General features: G+C 67.8%; 26 protein-coding genes. 12 read left to right on the top strand and 14 right to left on the bottom strand.

Annotation, left to right across the window (positions count from 1 at the left end; genetic code table 11):
- Nucleotides 1-21: 21 nt before the first annotated feature.
- The 4 genes from MEU52_RS13135 to MEU52_RS13120 form a co-directional block, all read right to left on the bottom strand.
- Nucleotides 22-663, bottom strand: coding sequence for a hypothetical protein (locus tag MEU52_RS13135; protein WP_238122732.1), 642 nt, complete (start codon nucleotides 661-663; stop codon nucleotides 22-24).
- Nucleotides 664-737: 74 nt separating this feature from the next.
- On the bottom strand, nucleotides 738-2,036 hold the full coding sequence (locus MEU52_RS13130) for an RsmB/NOP family class I SAM-dependent RNA methyltransferase (RefSeq protein WP_238122731.1): 1,299 nt from the start codon (nucleotides 2,034-2,036) through the stop codon (nucleotides 738-740).
- Nucleotides 2,033-2,698, bottom strand: a complete 666-nt coding sequence (locus tag MEU52_RS13125) for a 5'-methylthioadenosine/S-adenosylhomocysteine nucleosidase (protein ID WP_238122730.1) — start codon at nucleotides 2,696-2,698, stop codon at nucleotides 2,033-2,035. The genes MEU52_RS13130 and MEU52_RS13125 overlap by 4 nt, the downstream gene beginning before the upstream one ends.
- Before the next feature lie 67 nt (nucleotides 2,699-2,765).
- Entirely contained in the window at nucleotides 2,766-3,116 is a 351-nt protein-coding gene (locus MEU52_RS13120) for a hypothetical protein (protein WP_238122729.1), read from the bottom strand.
- A gap of 151 nt (nucleotides 3,117-3,267) precedes the next feature.
- Between MEU52_RS13120 and MEU52_RS13115 the strand changes: the two genes are divergently transcribed.
- Nucleotides 3,268-3,798, top strand: a complete 531-nt coding sequence (locus tag MEU52_RS13115; protein ID WP_238122728.1) for a gamma carbonic anhydrase family protein — start codon at nucleotides 3,268-3,270, stop codon at nucleotides 3,796-3,798.
- Nucleotides 3,799-3,827: 29 nt separating this feature from the next.
- On the opposite strand, the gene MEU52_RS13110 is transcribed toward MEU52_RS13115, so the two are convergent.
- Complete coding sequence (locus MEU52_RS13110) at nucleotides 3,828-4,481, bottom strand: transglutaminase-like cysteine peptidase (protein ID WP_238122727.1); 654 nt, start codon at nucleotides 4,479-4,481, stop codon at nucleotides 3,828-3,830.
- A 241-nt stretch (nucleotides 4,482-4,722) separates the two neighbouring features.
- Here MEU52_RS13110 and MEU52_RS13105 point away from each other — a divergent pair, with 241 nt between their 5' ends.
- Together MEU52_RS13105 and MEU52_RS13100 are read left to right on the top strand one after the other, a co-directional pair.
- Nucleotides 4,723-5,415 (top strand): rhomboid family intramembrane serine protease, encoded by a 693-nt coding sequence (locus MEU52_RS13105; protein ID WP_238122726.1) that lies wholly within the window; start codon nucleotides 4,723-4,725, stop codon nucleotides 5,413-5,415.
- 230 nt (nucleotides 5,416-5,645) lie between these two features.
- Nucleotides 5,646-6,077 carry a CBS domain-containing protein gene (locus tag MEU52_RS13100; RefSeq protein ID WP_238122725.1) on the top strand — a complete coding sequence of 144 codons (432 nt, stop codon included), beginning with the start codon at nucleotides 5,646-5,648 and terminating at the stop codon, nucleotides 6,075-6,077.
- A gap of 90 nt (nucleotides 6,078-6,167) precedes the next feature.
- On the opposite strand, the gene MEU52_RS13095 is transcribed toward MEU52_RS13100, so the two are convergent.
- Nucleotides 6,168-6,803: a peroxiredoxin gene (locus MEU52_RS13095; protein WP_238122724.1), complete on the bottom strand. Its 636-nt coding sequence runs from the start codon at nucleotides 6,801-6,803 to the stop codon at nucleotides 6,168-6,170.
- A gap of 225 nt (nucleotides 6,804-7,028) precedes the next feature.
- Between MEU52_RS13095 and MEU52_RS13090 the strand changes: the two genes are divergently transcribed.
- Complete coding sequence (locus MEU52_RS13090; RefSeq protein WP_238122723.1) at nucleotides 7,029-8,459, top strand: diguanylate cyclase; 1,431 nt, start codon at nucleotides 7,029-7,031, stop codon at nucleotides 8,457-8,459.
- Between the two features lie 101 nt (nucleotides 8,460-8,560).
- Here the strand turns inward: MEU52_RS13090 and MEU52_RS13085 are convergent, their stop codons facing one another.
- Both MEU52_RS13085 and MEU52_RS13080 read right to left on the bottom strand, forming a co-directional pair.
- Complete coding sequence (locus MEU52_RS13085) at nucleotides 8,561-10,234, bottom strand: lysine--tRNA ligase (RefSeq protein ID WP_238122722.1); 1,674 nt, start codon at nucleotides 10,232-10,234, stop codon at nucleotides 8,561-8,563.
- 50 nt (nucleotides 10,235-10,284) lie between these two features.
- On the bottom strand, nucleotides 10,285-10,503 hold the full coding sequence (locus MEU52_RS13080; protein WP_238122721.1) for a hypothetical protein: 219 nt from the start codon (nucleotides 10,501-10,503) through the stop codon (nucleotides 10,285-10,287).
- A gap of 104 nt (nucleotides 10,504-10,607) precedes the next feature.
- Here MEU52_RS13080 and MEU52_RS13075 point away from each other — a divergent pair, with 104 nt between their 5' ends.
- On the top strand, nucleotides 10,608-11,207 hold the full coding sequence (locus MEU52_RS13075; RefSeq protein WP_238122720.1) for a TetR/AcrR family transcriptional regulator: 600 nt from the start codon (nucleotides 10,608-10,610) through the stop codon (nucleotides 11,205-11,207).
- Here the strand turns inward: MEU52_RS13075 and MEU52_RS13070 are convergent.
- Nucleotides 11,201-12,109 carry a transporter substrate-binding domain-containing protein gene (locus tag MEU52_RS13070; RefSeq protein ID WP_238122719.1) on the bottom strand — a complete coding sequence of 303 codons (909 nt, stop codon included), beginning with the start codon at nucleotides 12,107-12,109 and terminating at the stop codon, nucleotides 11,201-11,203. The two genes, MEU52_RS13075 and MEU52_RS13070, sit on opposite strands and share 7 nt — an antisense overlap.
- 106 nt (nucleotides 12,110-12,215) lie before the next feature.
- On the opposite strand from MEU52_RS13070, the gene MEU52_RS13065 reads away from it, so the two are divergent.
- Nucleotides 12,216-14,243 carry a glycosyltransferase gene (locus MEU52_RS13065; RefSeq protein WP_238122718.1) on the top strand — a complete coding sequence of 676 codons (2,028 nt, stop codon included), beginning with the start codon at nucleotides 12,216-12,218 and terminating at the stop codon, nucleotides 14,241-14,243.
- Here MEU52_RS13065 and MEU52_RS13060 read toward each other — a convergent pair.
- Entirely contained in the window at nucleotides 14,188-14,784 is a 597-nt protein-coding gene (locus MEU52_RS13060) for an SCO family protein (RefSeq protein ID WP_238122717.1), read from the bottom strand. The genes MEU52_RS13065 and MEU52_RS13060 overlap by 56 nt on opposite strands.
- 46 nt (nucleotides 14,785-14,830) lie before the next feature.
- Complete coding sequence (locus MEU52_RS21835) at nucleotides 14,831-14,956, bottom strand: hypothetical protein (protein ID WP_273546339.1); 126 nt, start codon at nucleotides 14,954-14,956, stop codon at nucleotides 14,831-14,833.
- Between the two features lie 464 nt (nucleotides 14,957-15,420).
- Between MEU52_RS21835 and MEU52_RS13055 the strand changes: the two genes are divergently transcribed.
- Together MEU52_RS13055 and MEU52_RS13050 are read left to right on the top strand one after the other, a co-directional pair.
- Nucleotides 15,421-15,708, top strand: coding sequence for a hypothetical protein (locus MEU52_RS13055; RefSeq protein WP_238122716.1), 288 nt, complete (start codon nucleotides 15,421-15,423; stop codon nucleotides 15,706-15,708).
- Between the two features lie 14 nt (nucleotides 15,709-15,722).
- Nucleotides 15,723-16,661, top strand: a complete 939-nt coding sequence (locus tag MEU52_RS13050; protein WP_238122715.1) for an AEC family transporter — start codon at nucleotides 15,723-15,725, stop codon at nucleotides 16,659-16,661.
- Nucleotides 16,662-16,667: 6 nt separating this feature from the next.
- Here the strand turns inward: MEU52_RS13050 and gluQRS are convergent, their stop codons facing one another.
- Nucleotides 16,668-17,564: a tRNA glutamyl-Q(34) synthetase GluQRS gene (gene gluQRS, locus MEU52_RS13045; protein ID WP_238122714.1), complete on the bottom strand. Its 897-nt coding sequence runs from the start codon at nucleotides 17,562-17,564 to the stop codon at nucleotides 16,668-16,670.
- 78 nt (nucleotides 17,565-17,642) lie between these two features.
- Here gluQRS and MEU52_RS13040 point away from each other — a divergent pair, with 78 nt between their 5' ends.
- The 3 genes from MEU52_RS13040 (at nucleotide 17,643) to MEU52_RS13030 (ending at nucleotide 19,702) form a co-directional block, all read left to right on the top strand.
- A complete protein-coding gene (locus tag MEU52_RS13040) occupies nucleotides 17,643-18,299 on the top strand; it encodes a DNA-3-methyladenine glycosylase family protein (RefSeq protein WP_238122713.1) in 657 nt (218 codons plus the stop codon).
- A gap of 40 nt (nucleotides 18,300-18,339) precedes the next feature.
- Nucleotides 18,340-19,038, top strand: a complete 699-nt coding sequence (locus tag MEU52_RS13035; protein ID WP_238122712.1) for an alpha/beta hydrolase — start codon at nucleotides 18,340-18,342, stop codon at nucleotides 19,036-19,038.
- A 106-nt stretch (nucleotides 19,039-19,144) separates the two neighbouring features.
- Nucleotides 19,145-19,702: an HNH endonuclease gene (locus tag MEU52_RS13030; RefSeq protein WP_238122711.1), complete on the top strand. Its 558-nt coding sequence runs from the start codon at nucleotides 19,145-19,147 to the stop codon at nucleotides 19,700-19,702.
- A 20-nt stretch (nucleotides 19,703-19,722) separates the two neighbouring features.
- On the opposite strand, the gene MEU52_RS13025 is transcribed toward MEU52_RS13030, so the two are convergent.
- Nucleotides 19,723-20,355: a disulfide bond formation protein B gene (locus MEU52_RS13025; RefSeq protein WP_238122710.1), complete on the bottom strand. Its 633-nt coding sequence runs from the start codon at nucleotides 20,353-20,355 to the stop codon at nucleotides 19,723-19,725.
- Nucleotides 20,356-20,583: 228 nt separating this feature from the next.
- Between MEU52_RS13025 and irrA the strand changes: the two genes are divergently transcribed.
- Nucleotides 20,584-21,054: an iron response transcriptional regulator IrrA gene (gene irrA, locus MEU52_RS13020; RefSeq protein WP_273546327.1), complete on the top strand. Its 471-nt coding sequence runs from the start codon at nucleotides 20,584-20,586 to the stop codon at nucleotides 21,052-21,054.
- A 238-nt stretch (nucleotides 21,055-21,292) separates the two neighbouring features.
- Here irrA and MEU52_RS13015 read toward each other — a convergent pair whose 3' ends face one another.
- Nucleotides 21,293-21,631 (bottom strand): DUF2794 domain-containing protein, encoded by a 339-nt coding sequence (locus MEU52_RS13015; RefSeq protein ID WP_238122709.1) that lies wholly within the window; start codon nucleotides 21,629-21,631, stop codon nucleotides 21,293-21,295.
- Nucleotides 21,632-21,800 lie beyond the last annotated feature (169 nt).

Genomic DNA, 21,800 nt, shown 5'->3' with positions numbered 1-21,800 from the left:
CGGGGCTGGGTTGTGCCGCCGCTATTTCTGCGCCGGGCAGGGCACCGGCACGCCGCGCGCCCAGGTCTGCTGGCGGCTGCCCGCCGCCAGTTCGCGGGTGGCCTGCACCTGGAAGCACTGGCCGAGCTCAAGCACGCGCAGCACCTGGCTCCAATCCGCCGGGCCGGGCCGCACATTGACCTGCCATTTCGTGCGCAGCACGGTGCCCGCCGGCGGCGGCGCGCTAAGGGCCGCCCCGCCCGCGCCCACGAAATTCACATCGACGTTCGTGGCATCAGGGCCGAGGAAGCCCAGCGCTACCCACATGGCGCTGTCGGCGGTTGACGGACGATCCGTGGGGGTGGCGGCGCTGGAGGTGTCGTTGGCCTGGACCACGGCCACGGCCCGGATCGCGTCGAGAATAGCCCGTCGCCGGCTTTGGCATTCCATCGGCAGCAGGTTTACCCGAACGTCAATGTCCTGGATCTGAACCGTTTGGCCCGTATAGCGCTCCACAAGGCGCTCGGTCATGGTGAGGCAGGAGGCCGCCAGATTGAACTGCTGCTGCGCCTCCTCGCGTTGCGCGGCCCAGAGGGCGACGAGGGCGCCCACAATTGCGCCGATCAGCACTTGAAGCACGGGAACGAAGCGAATCAGAAAGTCCATGAGCGCCACCGCCAGCATCACCCTCCGCCGGGAGGGTCCCTCTCGGACGGTGATGCTATGCGGGTGCCGATCAAATTTACAACTAAAACGTGCTACGTGCGCTTCAGCACGCTGACGAAGAAGCCGTCGGTGCCGGTTCGGCGCGGCGTCATCAGCAGGCCCTCGCGGCTGGTGAGCGCGGCGTCGCGCAGGGCAAGGCCCCGTTCGCCGAGGGCCAGCACGTTCTCGGTGGGCAGAATGACCGAGAAGTCTGGCCGCTTGGTGAGAAACGCGCGGATCTGGGCGCCGTTCTCCTCATCCAGAAGAGAGCAGGTGACATAAGCGAGCCGCCCGCCCGGCCGCACATATTGGGCGGCATCCTCCAGAATGCGGGCCTGGTCGGCGGTGCGCTGGGCCAGGGCGCCGGGGCGCACGCGCCACTTGGCATCGGGGTTGCGTCGCCAGGTGCCGGTGCCGGTGCAGGGGGCGTCCACCAGCACCAGATCCATGCGGGCCTCGAGATCAGCCAGGACCTTCTCCGCGCCGCGCGGCGCGCGGACCTGCACATTGCGCACGCCGGCGCGGGTCAGCCGCTCATGCATGGGCTTCAGCCGGCGAATATCGGCATCGTGGGCATAGAGCTGGCCGCTGTTGTCCATGAGCGCGGCGAACTCCAGCGTCTTGCCGCCAGCCCCCGCGCACAGATCGAGCACCTGGCTGCCGGGCAGGGGCTGAGCCAGGATGGCGGCGAGCTGCGAGCCTTCGTCCTGAACCTCCACCTCGCCCTTGAGGAAGGCGGGTTCCGCCGTCACCGGCGGTGCCTTGCCGTCGGCGCCGAGCGCGATGCGCAAGGCAAGGGGTGAAAAGCGCCCCGGCTGGGGGTTGAGGTGGGCCAGCGCCGCGGCGGCTGCCTCGGGCGTCGCCTTGAGGGTGTTGATGCGCAGGTCGAGGGGGGCGCGGGTGGCCAGGGCCTGGCCCTCGTCCACCACCTCGTCGCCGAACACGTGTCGCAGGGAGGCGTGGAGCCATTGAGGATAATCGCCGCGCACGAACGGCGGGGCGCCGGCCAGGCTGGGCTCGGTGAGCTGCTCGCGCTCCCGGTCGGTCAAGGCCGCCGGCGCATAGCGGGACCCGTCCGCCAGGGCGGCGATGGCCGTCACGTCGAGACCGCGCATCACGCTCAACATGCCCAGTACCAGGGCGCGGGGCGCCTCGGAGCCCATGACGGCGGCGGATGAGGCGCGCCGCCGCAGGGTGTCATAGACCAGTCCGGCAATGGCGGCGCGGTCACCCGAGCCGGCGAAGCGGTGCGAGAGGCCCCAGTCCTTGAGGGCATCGGGCGCGGGCCGTCGGCGCGCGGAGATGTCGGCCATGACCTCGATGGCGGCGGCGATGCGGGCGGCTGGGGTCACGGCTGGCGCTCCCCGGCCGCAACCAGGCCGCGGGCGGCGGTTTGCGCCATGAACAGGTCGAGGGCGTGGGCCAGCTTCTCGTCGATGATGTGCAAGTATTCGGTCCAGTCTTCATGGCGGGAGAGCGTGCTCTTCCCGTCGCTGATGCCTCGCAGGCCAATGATGGGCAAATGGAAGCGGCGCGCCGCGCGCAGCACGGCGAAGCTCTCCATGTCCACCATGTCCTCGGCGATCGCATCGTAAGCGGCGCCTGAGATGATGGCGCCGCCGGTGGAAAGGGAGGCGGCGGGAATGCCTTCGATATGGTGCTCAAGGGCGATCACCGCCGGCTCGTCGAGAAACGGGGTGCGCCCCTTCTCGACGCCGAGGGGCGAGGCATCCATGTCGCGATAGGCGAGGTGGGAGACCTGGTAGACCTCCGCATGGGCGAGCCGCCGCGATCCGGCCGAGCCCAGGGTGAACACCACATCCGGCAGCTGACCCGCGTGATCAAGGCGGGCCAGGGCGCGGGCGGTCTCCACCGCAGCCTCCACCGGCCCGACGCCGGTGATGAGCGGGGCGATGCGGGCCTGAAGATGTGGTCCATACTCCTGGCTCGTGGCCATCACGAACAGCACGCGATGGCCGCCAATGCTCAGGAGATGGCGGGTGGGGTCGTCCATCGGCTCACCTGAAGGGGCAAAGTGCGACTCCTCCGCCGCGCGGCGGCGTCTGTCAATCGGCACAGCTTCAGATGTTGAGGAGAATGGAAAGCGCGAACGCCGCCCAGGCGAGGGCGAGCACCACCAGCGCCACCAGCTCGGGGCCGCGGTGACCGCGCCCCGCCGGTGCCAGCCCGCGCACCGCATCGGCCAGCACGAACAGCCAGGCCAGGACCAGAAAGATGATGTCCGCCTTGTGGGTGACGAGGGTCAGCACCGTGAGGGTGGCGAACAGCAGAGACGACAGGGTGCGCCCCTGCGGATGCCCCGGCGGGTCCATGGCCGGCTGCTGGCGCTCGCCCACCAGGGCGGCCAAGAGCAGCCCCAGCAACAGGGCCACATGAACGAACAGCGGCAGCAGGATCATGGCGACGGACATGGACGCTCCCATGGGGTTGGCCTTGGAGATGCAACCCCGCACGGTGCCGCTTCGTTCCCTGCCCGGGCCGAGCGAAGGCCTAGCGGGGGCGCGCCAATGGCGGTAGGGGAGGCAAGTGCGCCCATCGCGCCACATTCGGAGGAACACGCCCATGCCGCTCTATGCCCTCGATGGTATCGCTCCCGAGCTTCCGGCTTCCGGCAATTTCTGGATCGCGCCGACGGCGGTGCTGATCGGCAAGGTGATCGTCAAGGAGGGCGCCAGCATCTGGTTCGGCTCCGTGCTGCGCGGCGACAATGAGCCGATCGTGGTGGGGGAGGGGAGCAACATTCAGGAAAACTCCGTGCTCCACACCGATATGGGGTGCCCGCTGACCATCGGCCGCAATGTGACCGTCGGGCACAATGTGATCCTGCATGGCTGCATCATCGGCGATAACAGCCTGATCGGCATGGGGGCCACCGTGCTCAACCGCGCCACCATTCCCGCCAACAGCCTGGTGGGCGCCGGCGCCCTGGTGACCGAGGGCAAGACCTTCCCCGAGCGCTCGCTGATCGTCGGCTCGCCGGCGAAGGCCGTGCGCAGCCTTGATGATGCCGCCGTGGCGGGGCTGGAGAAGAGCGCTCTCAGCTATCAGAACAACGGCCGGCGCTATACCGCCGGCCTCGTCCGCATCGATTGATGTCTGGCGACTGAGGGGAGGGCGCCGCCTCAGCGGCGGCTGCCCACCGCGATCGGCACCTGGGTTTCGCCGAGCGACACCCAACGGGTGGGATCGAACTGGGACTGCCGCTTCACATAGCGGTATCCCGTGTCCTTCCAGGAGAGAATGTCGTCCTCCTGGTTGTCGAGGATCAGGTCGCCGCGGTCGGTCACCACGGTGAGCACGGCGTGGCCGTTGCCCTCGCGGTCGCGCACCACGGTGATGAGCATGGCCGAGCTCGGCCAGCCGAGGTTGAGCAGCGTGCGGCGCTTCTCAAGAACATAGTCCTCGCAATCGCCTTTGCCGTCGTCCGGATAGTCCCAGCGCTCGGTCTCGCCGAAATGGTCGAGGTCGGTGACCGGCTCGATACGCGCGTTGACGCCGCGATTGACCCGATCGAGCTCGGCCGCGCGCTCGTCGTCGAGGCGGATGATGGAGGTCTGGCTGCCGCTGCTGCCGCAATCGCCGCGATGCTGCGCACAGAACCGCACATAGCCGCTCGGCGCGCTGGTCGCGCCGCGGTCGGCGAGGTGGCGGGGGGCGAACCCGGGCGCCAGGTTGGCGAACTGGATGTCCTGTGCCTGGGCCATGGCGATGCCCGCCGTCATCACGGCGACAGCCGGCAAAATCCGCAGGAAAAGGTCGAGCAGGCGCTGGGGCATCGCGGGCATCCGCAAGGGGTTAACAAAATCATAATGCCCCATGTCGGCCGCAATTGCGGCGTCAACCTTCTATTAACCTTAACCGGTCGGCGTTCGCGGGCCATAGCCGCGCCCGTCGGGCCTGGCAGTTTGCCGGGGCCGGCGAGCGGGGATTTCCCTTGCCGGCGGCCACGGGCCTGCCTATGTCGAAGGGGTGTCGCACCTGCCTCCCTTCCGGCCTCGCCCGCCCGCCCGACAGCCCATGTTCAACGTCCCCGGCAGCATTGCCGGCGTGGCGCTGGTGCTGGTGGCTATTCACGCCATCCGCACGCTGCTTCTGAGCGAGGCGGCGGACGTGGAGGTGCTGACCTATTTCGCCTTCATCCCCGCCCGCTACACCTTGCCGGATACCATGTTCTATCTGCCGGGGGGCTGGGGGCCGAAGGTATGGACCGTGGTCACCTACGCCATGCTGCATGCCAATTGGATGCATCTGGGCGTGAACCTCGTCTGGTTCTTCGCATTCGGCACGCCCGTGGCGCGGCGGTTCGGGGCGCTGCGTTTCATCGTGTTCTGCGCCGTCACCGCGGCGGCCGGCGCGGCGGCGCACTACCTGACCCATCCCGATGCGCTGGTGCCCCTGGTGGGGGCGTCCGCCACCGTTTCCGGCGTCATGGCCGCGGCCATCCGTTTCGCCTTCTCCCCCGGCGGGGTGCTCAGCGGTGGCGCCGGCGGCGATCACCACCCGGCGGATTCGCTGCTGAGCAGCTTCCGCAACGGCCAGATGCTCATCTTCATCGCCATCTGGTTCGGCCTGAACCTGTTGTTCGGGATCGGCGTTTCCATGCCCGGGAGTGATGGCGCGGAAGTGGCCTGGCAGGCGCACGTGGGCGGCTTCGCGGCAGGCCTGGTGCTGTTCGGCCTGTTCGACCCCATCCCGCGACGGCGGGCGTGACCGCGGGCCGCGCCCGCTGCCGGTGCCTCGGTATGGTGGAACCCGAGCTGCTTCTCATCGCTTGATGTTCGCGGGAGACCCGCCGCTCGGCCGCGCCATGCGGCAGCTGCGCAATGCACTTGCGTTGCGGCAGATTGCGATGGATCATTTTCCCCTTCGGAAGGCGACGGCCGAGAAAAAGAGCATGAAGCTCGTCCGGTTGGGCGCTGTGTTGATGGGAGCAGACGCCAATGACCGTGAACACGATCTTGAAGCAGAAGAGTGGGGACATCGTCACCATCGGGCCCCAGGCCACGCTGGGCGATGCGGTGGCCCGGCTGGCCCAGCACCACATCGGCGCGATCGTGGTGGTGGACGATCACATGGTGGTGGAAGGCATCATCTCGGAACGCGACGTGGTGCGCCTGATGGGCGAACGGGGCACACAGGCCCTCTCGGCGCCGCTGGAAAAGGTGATGACCCGCGCCGTGGTGACCTGCACCGCCGAGGAGACCATTCCGGTGATCATGGAGCGCATGACGCGCGGCCGTTTCCGCCACGTGCCGGTGGTGGATGGTGACCGGCTGGTGGGCATCATCTCCATCGGCGACGTGGTGAAGTTCCGCGTCCAGGAGATGGAGCGCGAGCATGCCGCGCTGCGCGATTACATCATGTCGGCCTGACATGGGCTCCGGTCGGCCTGGGGGCCGACCGGAGAAGGGACGCGGGGCATCGCCGGCGCTGCGTCAGCGCCGCGCTTTCGCCCCGACCGCTCACTGGCCCGGCTGCGGCACCACGCGCAGATAGGGCTTCACCGTCTTCCAGCCGTTCGGGAACCGTTCCTTCGCCGCCTCGTCGTTCAGCGAGGGAACGATGATCACGTCATCGCCGCTCTTCCAGTCCACCGGGGTGGCCACCGCGTGCTTGGCGGTGAGCTGGAGCGAATCCACCACCCGCAGGATCTCCTGGAAGTTGCGGCCGGTGGAGGCGGGATAGGTGATGGAGAGCTTGAGCTTCTTGTCGGGCCCAATGACGAACACAGAGCGGACCGTCGCCGTGTCGCTGACGTTCGGATGGATCAGATCATAGAGCGTCGACACCTTCTTGTTGGCATCGGCGATGAGCGGGAAATTCAGGGTCGAGCCGGTGGCATCCTTGATGTCCTGGACCCAGGCCGGGTGGTTCTCGATGGTGTCCACCGAAAGGCCGATGACCTTCACGCCGCGCTTGTCGAACTCGCTCTTGAGATGGGCCACCTGGCCCAGTTCGGTGGTGCAGACCGGGGTGAAATTCTTCGGGTGGGAAAACAGGATGCCCCAGCTGTCGCCCAACCAGTCATGGAAGCTGATCGGCCCTTGTGTGGTCTGGGCGGTGAAATCGGGAACAATATCGCCGAGATGCAAGCTCATGATGAAACTCCAACCGCTGACGGGTTCTGCGTCGATGGGTTCGTTATAACCATTAAATCGGTCGATTAAAAGAATTAAGTCGTTTCACCGCTCCTGTGCGCCCGTTCTGGCGCGAAGCCGGGCGCCCGTCCGCCTCTGTGTGGGCTCCGCACGGCGCGCGGTTTCGCATAGACTTCAGCGGGATTCGTGCCCGCTTTTGGGCAACGGGTTTCGGACACGGATGTCATGGCAGCCGCACCGCCTTCCTCTTACTCGCCTGGCGCCCACTGCGTGGATGTGGCCGATGGGGATGCCGTGCGACCCGCGGCAGCTGGGGCAGACGGGACCGCGCCCGGTGCCACAGCCGCGGAGCTGACGCGCGGCCTGGAGGCCTTGTGCCGCCTGGCGGCGCTGACCTTTAAGGTGACGCACGCGGTGGTGTGGCAGGCGGGCGCAGTGCTGGCGGGCGCGGTGTTGGCGGGGACCGCCCCGTCGGAGGATGCGCTGGCCCGCGCCGCAGACTGGGCGCTCGCCCACCGGGATACGGCCAGGGCGGGCGGCGGGGCCGAGGGATGCGTCGCGGCGCTGCCGCTGCCGGGCGACGGTCCGCAGCCGCGCCTGCTGATGCTGATGGACCCGGCGCCGCGCGTCCTCACGGCTGAGGAGTGCGCCCAGCTGGCGGATCTGGCAGCCGGCGCGGCCAGCCTGCTGGCCCTGGGCGCCGCCGCGCAGGAGGCCATGGCGCACATGGCCCTGTTCCGGCTGCTGGCGGAGAATTCCACCGACACCATCGTGCGCGGCGATCTCAACGGTGTGCGGCGCTACGTGTCGCCGGCCTGTCGGGAGCTGCTGGGCTATGAGCCCGAAGAGTTGGTGGGCCGGCGGGCGGTGGAAATCGTCCATCCGGACGATATGCCGGCGTTCGCCAGGATGATGAACGAATTGCGTGAGGGGCGGGTGAACGCGGCCCGCAGCGAGCAGCGCCAGCGTCACAAGGACGGGCACTGGGTGTGGATTGAGGCCTTCATCCGCCGCACACGGGATCCGCAGACCGGTTTGCCCGATGGTTATGTGGTGTCGGTCCGCAACATCTCACGGCGCAAGGCGGCGGAGCAGCGCCTGGCGCATCTGGCCGCCCATGATGCTCTCACGGGCCTTGCCAATCGCACCCTGCTGCAGGATCGCCTGGAGGCGGAGATGGCCCGGGCGCGGCGCACCGGCGCGGGACTGGCGGTGTTGTGCCTCGATCTCGACCGCTTCAAGCGGGTGAACGACAGCCTCGGCCACGAGGCCGGCGATGCCGTGCTGCGCACTGTCGCGGAACGCCTGAAGCAGGCGACCCGGGGGGAGGATCTGGTGGCCCGGGTGGGGGGCGACGAGTTTGTCGTCGTGCAGGCCGCGGAGGTCGATCCCCAGGCTGGTGCCGATGCCCTCGCGGCGCGGCTCATCAGCCTCGTCAGCACACCCATGGACTTTCGCGGCGAGACCGTTTCCGTGGGGCTCAGCGTCGGTGTGGCCGCCGCGAGCGCTGCGGAGGTGGCGCGGGGCCTCTCGCTCGGCGGGCTGTTGCGGGCAGGGGATCTCGCCCTTTATGCGGCCAAGGCTGCGGGCCGCGGCCGTGCCATGCTGGCGGACCTGTCACAGATTGAGGTCGACGCGGCGGCCGGCGGGCGGTGAGGATCCTATGGCGCCGCGCCGGCCGCACGAAAGGCGCAGATCCCGGGGCCACCTTCCCGCCCGGGGCGGTGGGTGATCCCGAGGTCGCAGGGCCGGTGCCTTCAGGCGGCTCCGGCCAGCTCGCCGGCGAGCGCCTTGGCGATCAGCGCGCGGGTTTCCGCGATGCCGTAGATCTCCACGAAAGAGCCGAAGCGCGGGCCGCGTTCCAGCCCCAGCAACACCTGATAGAGGGTGTTGAACCATTCGATGGAGACACCCGGCCGCTCCGGCGTGGCGCCCTTGGCTTTGAGGTCCTGATAGCGCGGAATAGGCCGCGCCACGTCGTAAAGCGCGGTCTGAATGTCCTCGCCACTGGCCTGCGCGGGCAGGGCGGCGAGCGCCGCATCCAACGTCTGCAGTGCCTCCCGCTCGACCGCGTCGGGCACGCGGAACACCTTGTTGGGCTTCACGAAATCGTGGAAGTACTTGACCGCGTATCCGACCAGCTCGGCGAGCTTGGGATGGGTGGCCGCTGACACGCCGGGCACGTGGCGGTTGAGAAAGCCCCACAGCACCCCTTCATCCTCGGTGTTGGAGGCGGAGGCGAGGTTGAGCAGCATGGTGAAGGAAACCGGCATGTCCACCACCGGGGGATGACCGGCATGGATGTGCCACACCGGATTGCCCAGGCGCTGCTTCCAGTCCTGATCCGGATACTTGGCAAGGAAATTGAAGTAGTCATCCACGTTGCGCGGGATGACGTCGAAGTACAGCCGCTTACCCGAGCGGGGCGACTGATACATGAACAGCGCCAGGCTTTCGGGAGAGGCATAGGTGAGCCACTCTTCGATAGACAGGCCGTTCCCCTTTGACTTGGAGATCTTCTGCCCCTTCTCGTCCAGGAACAGCTCGTAATTGAAGCCCTCCGGCGGATCACCGCCGAGCGCGGTGGCGATCTTGGCGGAGAGCTTGACAGAATCGATCAGGTCTTTGCCGGCCATCTCATAATCGACACCCATAGCGACCCAGCGCATCGCCCAATCGGGCTTCCACTGCAGCTTGCAATGGCCGCCGGTGACGGGAAGCGTCACGCGCTCAGCGGTTTCCGGGTCATCATAGGAGATTGTGCCGGCGGCGGCGTCGTGCGCCACGATCGGCACCTGCAGCACGCGGCCGGTGCGCGGGCATACGGGCAGGAACGGCGAATAGGAGGCCGCACGCTCTTCCCGCAGCGAGGGCAGCATGATTTCCATGATGCGCTCATAGTTCGCCAGCACCTTGAGCAGGGTCGCATCGAAGGCGCCAGACAGGTAGCACTGGGTCGCCGACATGAACTCATACTGGAAGCCGAAGGCGTCCAGGAAGGCGCGCAGGCGCGCATTGTTGTGCTCGCCGAAGCTCGGATAGGTCCCGAAGGGGTCCGGCACCTTGGTGAGCGGCAGGCCGAGGGCGGCCTGCAGCATCTCCTTGTTGGGCACGTTGTCCGGCACCTTGCGCAGGCCGTCCATGTCGTCGGAGAAGGCGACGAGGCGGGTGCGGATCTTGTCCTCGGTGAGGATGCGGAAGGCGTGGCGCACCATGGTGGTGCGCGCTACCTCGCCGAAGGTGCCGATGTGGGGCAGGCCGGAAGGGCCATAGCCGGTCTCGAACAGCACCTCGTCCTTGGGTTTGCGCTTCAGCCGCTCCACCAGCTTCCGCGCTTCTTCGAACGGCCAGGCATTGGCCGTCTCGGCGACGCGCTTCAGCTCGCCGGCGAGTTCGGCCGGAACGGCAAAGGCGGACGTGGCTTCAGTCATGATCGGCTCCAGGAAAGGAGCGCGATACTTAGGAAGGGGAAACCGTGGCGTCAACGCGCAGACGGCGTGCGCGGGCGACGGGCCAGCGGCAGCACCACATGCACCATGCCGATCACCATGGGCGGCACGGCGCACAGGGTGGTCGCCCAGAAGGGCCAGCCGGTGACCAGCGGCGAAAGCACCAGCAGAATGCCGTTGATGAGGATATAGGCCCCCACCATCATCACCCCGAGAAAGCGCAGGTGGGACCAGAAGGGAAAAGTGATCATGATCGATTTCCAGAAATGGAACGAAACGGCTCGTTCAATTTGTGGGCGTTGATATATACGATCCGTTTCGGTTATCAAGGGGCAGGATTGAGGAGGAGGTCGCTTTGAACGCCCGCACGCCGGAGGCCCACCGCCGTTCATCCATCGGCGCGCGCCGCAATCCCGAGGCGGAGGCGGCCATTCTGGCCGCGGCGCGGGCGCTGTTGGCGGAACGCGGTTACGCCGGATTCTCCATCGAGGAAGTGGCGCGCCGCGCGGGCGCGGGCAAACCGACCATCTACCGCTGGTGGCCCACGAAGACCGACCTGTTCATTGATGTCTACGGTGCGGAAAAGACCGCCGCCCTCAGCCCGCCGGACACGGGCAGCCTGCGGGGAGATCTTGTGACCTACACCCGGGGCCTGTGGTCGTTCTGGCGCGACACCCCCTCCGGCCGCACCTTCCGGGCTTTGATCGCCGACTCGCAGACCAGCGAGAGTGCCCAGCAGAGCCTGCGCGATAAGTTCCTGCCCCAACGGCTGCACGACGTGCGCGAACTGTTCGCGCGGGCGGCGGGCCGCGGCGAGGTCCGTGCGGAGGCGGTGGAGCCGCTGCTGTCCCTTTACATCGGCTTCAATTGGTACCGGCTGCTCACCGACCGCATCGCCGATGATCCCGAAGGCATTGATGCCATTGCCGCCATTCTGGCGGGGGCCGCTCAGTAGAAGCCGATGGGGAACCAGCGCAGGTAGAGGTCGGTATAAGTGCCCTTTTCCCAGATCCGCTGCAGCGCGTAGTCGATCGCTTCACGCAGTTTGTCGTTGCCGGCTTTGACCGCCACCGCAAAGCCATCGCCAAAAAAGCGGCTCTCGGTGAAGGGGCCGCCCACGAAGACGCAGCAGGCGGCGGAATCGGACCCGTTGAGCCAGAGCGACAGGCCGATGCCGTCGGCGAACAGCAGGTCCACGTCCCCCTTCCTGAGGGCCGCCTGCGCCGTCTTCAGGTCCGGATAGGGGCGAATGGCAGCCTCGTTGAAGAACGAGCGCAGATAGGCCTCGTGAGCGGTACGCGACACCACCGCGACCTTCTTCGCCGCCACCGTCTCCGGGGTCGTCGTCGCCAGGGACGCGCCCTTGCGGGCGACGAAGCGGGCAGGGGTGCCGAGATAGCGCTCCGAGAAATCCAGCACGGCGCGATTGGCCGGGGTTGCGGCGATGCCGGCGATGGCGGCGTCGGCGCGGCCTTGTTCAAGGGTCTCGAGAAGCCCGTCGAACGCCACCGCCTGAATGTGGCAGGTCACCGACAGCTCGGCGCAGATGGCGCGCGCCAGGTCGACATTGAAGCCATTCAGCGCCCCTTCCGCGCCGATGAAATTGAACGGGGGATAGTCGTCGGAGGTGACGATCCGCAGCTCTTTCGGCAATTCGGCGGCATCGGGGCGCTCCAGCCGCCGCTCGACATTCCAGAAGCTCGGCACCACCACGCCGCCCAGGTCCGCTGCCGCGGCGCCGGTGCCCTCTGGCGCCGCCAGGGCGGGCACCGGCGCGCCCGCCAGGATCGCGCCGGCCAGCAGCGCGCCGGCCAGCAGCGCGCCCAGCGCCAGGCCCGCGACGAAGCCCCGCTTCAAGAGGGGGCGCCGCCGGGCGGATGAAGCCTGCGGCTGTATGGACGCTGGTCGAGCAATCCTGCCCACGGTACCCTCTAGTTGTGTCGTGCGGGTTGGGGGGACCGGCATGGTGATGGAACGTGGCCTTGGGGGCAAGGGCGACGGGGCGGGGGCCGGGCATGCCGCTGTGCATGGGGTGCCCCCCGGCGCCGGGGCTTCCGTGGTGGCCGGTTTTCCGTCTGATCTTCCCCTCGATCTGCCGGCCGAGCTGGCGCCGTTTCGCGGTCATCTGGCCGAAGACATGCTGCACTGGGCCGAGTCTCGCGCCCGGCAAATCGGCATGGGGGGTGACGAGGTGCTGGTGGCGCAGGGCGCTGTCTCCCGTGCCGAAGTCGCCCGCTTCACCGCCGCCCATCTCGGGCTGCCGTTGAACGACCCGCTCGAACCTCTGCCGCGGTGGCCGGTGGACCCGAGCGCGCTGACACGGGCGGACCTGGCAAGCGCCGCGGCGCGCACCGCAACGGTGGTGGATCTGGGCGGCAGCGCGCCGGTGTTCATCGTGGCGCCGCAGGGGCGCCTCGTGCGGCGACTGGCACGGGCGCTGCGGCTGGCGCCGGAACTGCGCCACCGGCTGCGGCTGATGGCGCCCGATGCCCTGCGCCGTCAGATCGTCGCCCGCGATGGCGCCGCCCTGGCGACGGCGGCCGCGTTTCGCCTGCGGGATACGGAGCCCGCCCGTTCCGCCGGCACGCTCCATCCACTGTGGTCACTGACCCTCCTCGCCCTGCTGATGGGTGGCCTGCTGCTGGCCATCGCCGCGTTCGAGCCGGCACTGGCGGTGCTGGTGGTGCAGCTGCTGCTGTCCCTGGTCTTTCTGTCGTGGCTGGCGCTGCGCCTGGCCGGCTGCTGCTTCGATGCAACCGAGCATGAGCGCCCGCTCGATCTGCAGGATCGGGATTTGCCGATCTACTCCATCCTGGTGCCGCTCTATCACGAGGCCGCCAGCGTTCCCGGTCTGGTGGCGGCGCTGGCGCGGCTCAACTACCCGCCTGAGAAGCTGGACATCAAGCTGGTGGTGGAGGCGGACGATGTGCAGACCCGCGCGGTCATCGCCGCCCTGGGACTGCCGAGCCAGATGGAAGAAGTGGCTGTTCCGGACATCGGCCCGCGAACCAAGCCCAAAGCTCTCAACACCGCGCTGGCATTGGCCCGTGGCCGCTATGTGGCAATCTTCGATGCGGAGGACCTGCCGGAGCCCGACCAGTTGCGGCGCGCCCTCGCCGCCTTCCGCTCGGGCGGGCCGCAGGTGGCGTGCGTGCAGGCCCGCCTCACCATCGACAATGGCCCCGTCTCCTGGATCAGCGGGCATTTCGCTGCGGAATACGCGGCCCAGTTCGATGTGCTGCTGCCGGTGCTCAGCGCCCTCGAACTGCCCATCCTCCTGGGTGGCACGTCCAACCACTTCCGTCGCGATGTCCTGGAGCGGGTCGGCGCGTGGGATCCCTTCAATGTCACCGAGGATGCCGATCTCGGCATCCGTCTGGCGCGCGCGGGGTGGCGCACCCGGGTCATCGGCTCCAGCACGTTCGAGGAGGCGCCTGTCTCCCGCAAGGCGTGGCTGGGCCAGCGCGGGCGGTGGCTGAAGGGCTGGGCGCAGACCCTGCTGGTTCATGGTCGCCACCCGCTGGAGCTGATGCGGGATCTGGGCTGGCGCCAGACGCTGGCGGTGTTCGTGCTCACCGCCGGGCCCTATGCCTCGGCGCTGGTGCACCCGTTCTGCCTGGCGATCCTGTTCTGGTATCTGGCTCAGGGGCTGCTCGGCGAACCGTGCCGATCGGGCACCGAGGTGCTCGTGTGCGCGCTCACCTACACAACATTCGGGGTGGGCTACCTCGGCACGGCGCTGACCATGATCATCGGCGCAGCGCGGCGCCAGCAGAGCCTGCCACTGAAACTGCTGGCGACCATTCCCATCTATTGGCTGCTGCTGTCCTGGGCCGCGTGGCGGGCACTCTTGGAACTGGTCCAGCGGCCCCACCACTGGGAAAAGACGCAACACGCCGTCTCCGCCCGAGGTCTGCGGGCGGGAGGGGCCGCGCTCAAAAATACTTGCGAAGCTCGGCGGCGGCCGTGGCCGGCGGTTGCTTGGAGTTGAAGGGGGCCACGAAGGTGCCGGTCTTATCCATGAGATAGACCACGGCGGTGTGGTCCATGGTGTAGTCGTCCCCGGTCAGCGGCACCTTGCGGGAATAGACCCGATATTCCTTCTTGATGGTCTCGATGGCCTCCGGCGTTCCCGTGAGCGCCTTCAGCTGGGGTGCGAAGCTGCTGAGATAGGACTTCATCACCTCCGGCGTGTCGCGCTCGGGATCGACCGAGACGAAAATGGCCTGCGCCTTGTCCGCATCCGGCCCCAGGGCGCCAAAGATTTCGGACATCTCGAACAACGCGGTCGGGCACACGTCCGGGCAATGGGTGAAACCGAAGAAGATCAGCGTGGGCTTGCCCTTCAAGATGGCTTCGGTGGCGGGCTTGCCGTCCTGATCCACCAGCAAGAACGGCCCGCCCACCGCGGCGGTGCCGCTGGCCACCGGCTGGGCGGCTTTCGGCATCAGGGCCGTGACGCCGACCACCAGCACCAGGGCGCCCGCTGCGAACGCGCCGAACAGGGTCAGGATCTTGAGGCGAGGCGACATGATCGGGACAATCTCCATGGCGGGCAGGATAGTGGCCCGCTGTCGGCTACATGCAGGCGCCGATGCCGGCGCTCAGCGCATCGAAAAACACCGTCGCCCCATGGCGCCACCACAGCAGCAGCGCGCCACAGAACGCGGCACCGGCCACGGCGCTCGCGAGCCACAGGCTCACCCGGCCCAGCCGTTCCTCCGGTCCCGGCTCGGCGACCGACCCGGGCGACGGCGTGCGTGCGCCCGTCTGCGGGGCGCCTGCCGGCGGTGATGTGGGGCCTGGAGCGGCCATGACTGCGATCCCACAAGAAGTCTGAGGGAGGCCTAAGCTAGTGCGCCTGTGCCTCCGCGCCAAGGCGAGGGGACGCATCGCGCGCCGAGATGACGCAGCCGTGACGCCGTCGTCCCGCGGCGCATGGCGGCGGTTGACGCGGGCGCGACGCCCATCCTACAAGGAGGTATGTGGCACTGCGAACACATGGTGCGGGTTCTGTTCCCGGCAGCGCGGCGAATTCGTCGCCCGGTCGACGGTGTCGGCCGGGTAAACTGACGCGCCTGCCTTTTCTGCGGCTTGTCTCCACGCGCGATCTGCCTGCGCGAGCCGCATGCACCGACGCTTCGGCGTCCCTGTTCGGATCTTTCCAGATGCCCCACCCCCTGTGTGCCCCCGAGAGCCACGACGAATATCGCCTGGTCGTAACCGCCGATGCCGATGCCAACGTGCTGCTGCGCCTGCTGGAGCCCTTCGTGATTCATGATGTGCTGCCGCAGAGCCTCGGGGCCGAGCGGGTGGGCGGCGTGCTCGAACTGACCGTTCTGTTCTGCGCACCCGCCGATCTCGCCACGCGGCTGAAGATGCGGCTGGCGGTGATGCCCATGGTCCACGCGACCCGGCTCGACGCGATCGAGACTCCCACCCGCGCTGCGGCCTGAGGGCACCGGCGGTCATGCTCTCCACCTTCGCCGACATTGCCGTCATTGTCCTGCCGGTTTTCGGCATGGTGGCCATTGGTTACGGGGCCGCCAAGGTTGGGCTGGTGACGGACAAAGCCTCCGATGGCCTCGCGGAATATGTGTTCAGCCTGGCCCTGCCGGTGCTCATCTTCAAGACGCTGAGCGAGGCGAAGCTGCCGCACGCCCAGCCATGGGGCTACTGGATCTCCTATTTCGCCGGCGCCTTCCTGGTGTTTGCCCTCGCCATGCTGGCGGCGCGCAAGCTGTTTGGGCGGGGCCACCAGGAATCCGTCATCCACGGCTTCGCCGCCGGGCAGGCCAATACGGTGTTCGTGGGCGTGCCGCTGATCCTGCGCGCCTATGGAGAAGAGGGCGCGGTGCCCCTGTTCCTGCTGATCGCTATCCACCTGCCGGTGATGATGATCGCCGCCACCCTGCTGCTGGAAGGCAGCGCCGGCTTTTCCCGCGCCATGTTGCTGCGGCTGGTGAAGGCGCTGGCGCTGAACCCCATTCTCATCGGCATCTATGCCGGTGCGCTGGGGCGCGTGGTGGGCATCCAGGTGGGTGGAGTGCCCAAGCAGATCATGGATATGCTCAGCGCCTCGGCCACGCCCTGCGCCCTCATCGCCCTTGGGCTTTCGCTAAAGCACTACGGCATCCGCGGAGATGTGCGCCCGGCGGCGCTCATCAGCTTTCTTAAGCTCCTGGGCCATCCGTTCGCGGTGCTGCTGCTGACCCTGATTTTCCCCATGCCACCGGTCTGGGCGGGGGTGGCGGTGCTGTTCGCGGCCATGCCCTCGGGCATCAATGGCTACCTGCTGGCCCAGCGCTATGGCGTGGCGGTGGGCACGGCCACCAGCGCCGTTTCTCTTTCCACCGGCCTGGCGGTGATCACCATCGCCTTCTGGCTTTACGTGCTCGGCGTCGGCTAGCCGCACTCAGGCGGCAAGGCCCACCCGGCGCCGGACATCTTCTGCGCTGACACCTGCGGCGCGAAGGCTGGCGATGCTGGTGGCCGCGTGGCTTTTCGACAGCTTGCGCCCCCGCGCATCGCGGATCAGCGGATGGTGGTGGTAAAGCGGCACGGGAAGCCGCAGCAGGTGCTGCAGCAGCCGATGGATGGCGGTGGCCTGGAACAGGTCCTGGCCGCGGATGACGTGGGTAATGCCCTGCAGGGCGTCGTCGACCACCACCGAAAGGTGGTAGGAGGTGGGCGCGTCGCGGCGGGCGAGGATCACGTCGCCCCAGGCCTCCGGATGGGCGGGGATGGCGCGCGGCGGGCCCTCGGGGGTGCCCTGCGCCTCGTGCCAGACCAGGGGTGTCTCCACCAGCGCGCAGGCACGGGCCATGTCCAGCCGCAGCACGAACGGCTCGCCCGCCTGCCGACGCGCCGCCCGCTCGGCGTCGCTGAGGTCGGCGCGGGCGAAAGGGAAGAGCGGGGCGCCATCCGGGTCGCGCGGGTGCGGTGCACCGGTCTGTGCCTCACGGCCCTGCACGGCGCGGGCGATGTCGCCACGGCTCTCGAAGGCGGGATAAACGAGCCCCATGGCCTCCAGCCGGCCTAGGGCGGCGGCATAGTCGGCGAAATGCTCGGACTGCCGTCGCGGGGCTACGGCCGGCGGGATGGACAGCCACGCCAGATCTTCCAGAATGGCGCTCTCGAATTCGGGTCGACAACGGGTGGTGTCGATGTCCTCGATGCGCAGCAGGAAGGTGCCGCGGGCGCGGCGGGCCGCTTCGGCGTTCACGAGGGCGGAATAGGCGTGGCCGAGGTGGAGCAGCCCGTTCGGGCTGGGCGCGAAGCGGCAGACCATGGGGCCGAGGAGCAGACTCATGATGCGTTGGCTTACCACGTCGCGCCGGGCCTGTGGGCGCGACAGCCGCAAGGGTGGGGCGCGGTGAGCGCGCCGGCGATGCCCGCCCCTCCGCTCCTGTTGCAGGACCAGGCCGGTTTCGAGGCCGCCTTTGCCGCGCTCCTGCGGCTTGATCCGCGACTGGTGCCCCTCGCCGCCCGCACGGGTTGCCCGGCCCTGCGGCGCCGGCCACCGGGGTTCGAGGGGTTGGTGGCAATCGTGGTGGCGCAGCAGCTTTCGGTGGCGGCCGCCCGGGCCATCGCCGCGCGGCTGGAGCAGGCGCTGGGCGGGCCGGCCAGCCGCGACCGTCTGCGCGCGGCGGCGCCGGAGCAGTTGCGCGCAGCCGGCCTGTCGACCCCGAAAATCCGGACCCTGAAGGGCATTGTCCAGATGCTGGATGCCGGTGCGGTGGACCTCTGCGGGCTCCATGCACTGCCCATGGAGGCCGCGACCCATCAGCTGATGCGGTTGCCGGGCATCGGCCGTTGGTCCGCCGATCTCTATCTTTTGTTCTGCCTTGGCCGCGCCGATGCCTTTCCCGCCGGCGATCTGGCGCTGCAGGTGGCCTTGGGGGACGGCTTCGCTCTGGGTGGGCGTTGCACGCAGGAGGGGCTCCTGGCGATCGCCGAGGATTGGCGTCCGCTGCGCGGCGTGGCGGCGCATCTGCTGTGGGCCTATTATGCCGTGCGGCGTTCACGCCTTGGGGCGCCGGCCTGAGTTCTTTGATTCAATTGCAAGCGTGATGGAGCGCGAGATCATGTCGTTTCCTCTCGATGGCGTCTCCCTCGACGCGCCCATTCTCGACGGGCCCCGGCTGCGGCCGCAGGCAGGGGGCGCGCCCGACAGCCTGGTGGTGCTGCTGCACGGTTACGGTGCCGATGGGCGAGATCTCATCGATCTCGGCAATGCCTGGGCACCACTGTTGCCTCATGCCGCCTTCATCTCCCCGCATGCGCCGGAGCCCTGTGGCCAGGCACCGGTGGGACGCCAGTGGTTCCCGTTGACCTTTCAGGATCCTCACGAGCTGACCCGTGGCGCTGCCGCGGCGGCGCCGACGCTGGCGGCATTTCTGGAGGCTGAACTGGCGAAGCACGATCTGCCGCCGGAACGCCTGGTGCTCTTCGGCTTCAGCCAGGGGGCGATGATGGCGCTCAAGGTGGGGCTGGAGATGACCCCGCACCCCGCCGCCATTGTCAGTTGTTCCGGCATGTGGGTGGGGGCCGCGACGCCGCGGAGCGAGCCCTTTGCCGCGCCCCCACCGGTGCTGCTGATGCACGGGGAGGATGACGAATTGATCCCCGCCCAGGCCCTGTTCGGCTCGGCCCAGGCATTGGCCGCCGCGGGGGTTCCGGTGCAATGGCATCTCAGCCCGGGCCTCGGCCATGGAATCGACGCTGGCGAGGTGGCGGCAGCCGGGGCGTTCATTGCCCAGAGCCTCGCCGCCCGCACCCCGTGAGCCGTGGGGTTCGGCTTCACAAGACTGACACCGAGCATATAGAGTATCGCCGCGCATCGAGATCCAACGGGTTCGATTCGATGCTGAGGGACGAGGAGGTCGGTCGTTGACCACAGCTTTGTCACCAGGGGCCTGGCCAGCACTCGTACTCAACGCGGACTATCGCCCGTTGAGCTACTATCCTCTTTCTGTCTGGTCCTGGCAGGACGCCATCAAGGCGGTGTTTCTCGACCGCGTGAATATCGTTGAATACTATGACAAGGCGGTCCGAAGTCCCGGGTTCGAACTGAGACTTCCCAGTGTGGTGTCGCTGAGAACCTTCGTCAAACCCACGCGGCAGCCGGCCTTCACCCGCTTCAACGTCTTCCTCCGCGATCGCTTCTCCTGCCAATACTGTGGCACGCGCGAGGACCTCACCTTCGATCACCTCATCCCACGCTCCCGGGGCGGGCAGACCACCTGGGAAAACGTGGTCACCGCCTGCTCCCCCTGCAATCTGCGCAAGGGCGGCCATATGCCGGCGGATCTCGACATGTGGCCGGCGCAAATGCCCTTTCAGCCCTCGGTGCAGGACCTGCACCAGAACGGCCGCCACTTCCCACCCAACTATCTGCATGAAAGCTGGGTGGATTATCTTTACTGGGATACCGAACTCGATCCCTGATCGGTGGCGCCGAGCCGCCTTCAGCCCGCCTTGGGGGTGCGACCTGTCGCCGCCGCCACCAGGGCGACGAGCCCCAGCGCCGCCGCAATCAGCGCATTCCAGCCGGCCATGGAGAGGCCGAACAGCCGCCATGCGGCTTCATCGCAGCGCGGCACATGCGCATCTTTCAACGCCGACAGAATGTCGCCCTGCGTCATCACCGGCGCCCCTGTGCATGATGTCGGGCCGGGCCAGAACTGCCATTCCACGCCCGCATGGAAGATGGCCAGCGCCATGTTGCCGAACATCAGCACCGCCAGCAGCGCCAGGAACACCCGCGCGGTGCGGGGGTAGCCGGCCAGCGCCACCAGGGTGGTCATGAGCGCGAAGGGCAGGCCCACATAATAGGGAATGCGCTGCTCCAGGCAGAGCGGGCAGGGCGCAAGACCCATGAACAACTCGAAAAACCACGCCGCCGCCAGGGCGCCGGCGCAACCGACCGTGATGATCAACGCGGCGCGCGAAGGCGTGCGCACGATCGACAAGAGAGAAGCTGCCACCTGCGCCTCGTCCGCTGCGAATGCGGCCAGCAGGGCCGCGTGCCGTGCGGGATAGACCGGCGCCGGGCGACTGTCCACGCCCGAGAGGAGCGGTGTCGCGCTCGTGAACGGCACACTGCTACCTTAGAGTTATTCCTACTCACGCCGCTCCTATGGCTCCGCAACGCAACATGCGGTATAAGTTGCTAGTCGTCTTCGGAGGCATTCGCATTGCGTTTCCCCTCCGCTGGCATATTTTGGTGTTAGCTACAAAGATTGCAGACCGAAATGAACGAGATGCCCCGATCCCGATCCGCCTTCGGTGCTTCCATTGCCCAGAGCACCGAGCTGAACGACGAGCCCATGCTTCCGGTTGCGCAGTTGCGTGACATTACGGTGGCACGGCGCACCGGCTGTCCCTTCCACGATGTGCGCGAGATGCTGCGTGAAGTTGGCCTGCGCCCGACCCGCCAGCGGCTGGCGCTCGGCTGGCTGCTGTTCGCCAAGGGCGATCGCCATGTCACCGCGGAAATCCTCCATGAGGAGGCCATCAAGGCGCGGTTCCCGGTCTCTCTGGCCACGGTCTATAATACCCTGCACCAGTTCACCGAAGTGCACCTCCTGCGCGAGGTCGCGGTGGACGGGTCCAAGACCTATTTCGACACCAACTCCTCGGACCACCACCATTTCTACCTTGAGGGGCAGAACGACTTGGTGGACATTCCCGCCAGCGATGTGGCTGTGAATCTGCTGCCCGAGCCCCCGGAAGGCTATGAGGTAGAACGGGTTGATGTGGTGGTGCGCCTGCGGCGCAAGAGCAGCCGCGCGGCCTGAGACGCGCATCCGGCCCTCGCCATCCCAGCGTCCCCTCCGGCGTGGGGCATGAGGTGCTTCGGTTGCTCGACCGGCTGTCTGGCTGGCCTGTCAGGCCAGCGGGCGTTCAAACGCTCTGTCCATCTAGCTGCTTGAGTGACGTTCTGTTTGCTGCTTTCAGGCGGCGGAGCCTTGCGCCGCCTCGGCGCTGCGCCTCCTGCGGGGAAATGGGAGCGCGGCCGCGGTCAGGCGATGCGCATCAGACCGTGCGCAGCGGCGTTTCCAGCACCGCCAGCACCCGCGGCAGCTCATGGCCGCGCTTCAGGATCAGTCCGGTCTGTGAGACCACCGCGTAGGCACCTTGCCGGCGCGCAAGACGCGGATCCTTTTCGATTCGATAAAGCGGCACATCCATGCTACGGCGGAAGATGGAGAACACGGCCTTGTCGCGGGTGAAATCGATGGCGTAGTCGCGCCATTCGCCAAGGGCCACCATGCGTCCATAGAGATCAAGGATCCGGTCCAGCTCCCGCCGGTCGAAGGTCACCCGGGCAGCGGGGGCCGGCTGAGGCTGGCGTATGGGCTCGACGTCTCCCATCGTCTCTCCGCTTGTCTGTCTCGCGTGCGTGGGCTTGTTCGTAAGGGGTGGGCTTGCTTGCAGGGGCCTGAACCTGAGGCTGGTGCCCACCGCTGACACCCGGCTGACATGATTGCCGCACCGGGCGTACCTTTCAATTCTTTTCCGTAGCCGGCTGCTCCATCCGCCG

Source organism: Xanthobacter sp. NM-25 (assembly GCF_022138605.1).
Lineage (GTDB): Bacteria > Pseudomonadota > Alphaproteobacteria > Rhizobiales > Xanthobacteraceae > Xanthobacter.
Note: the sequence above shows the minus strand (reverse complement) of the source record. Positions and strands in the feature narration are given on the sequence as shown.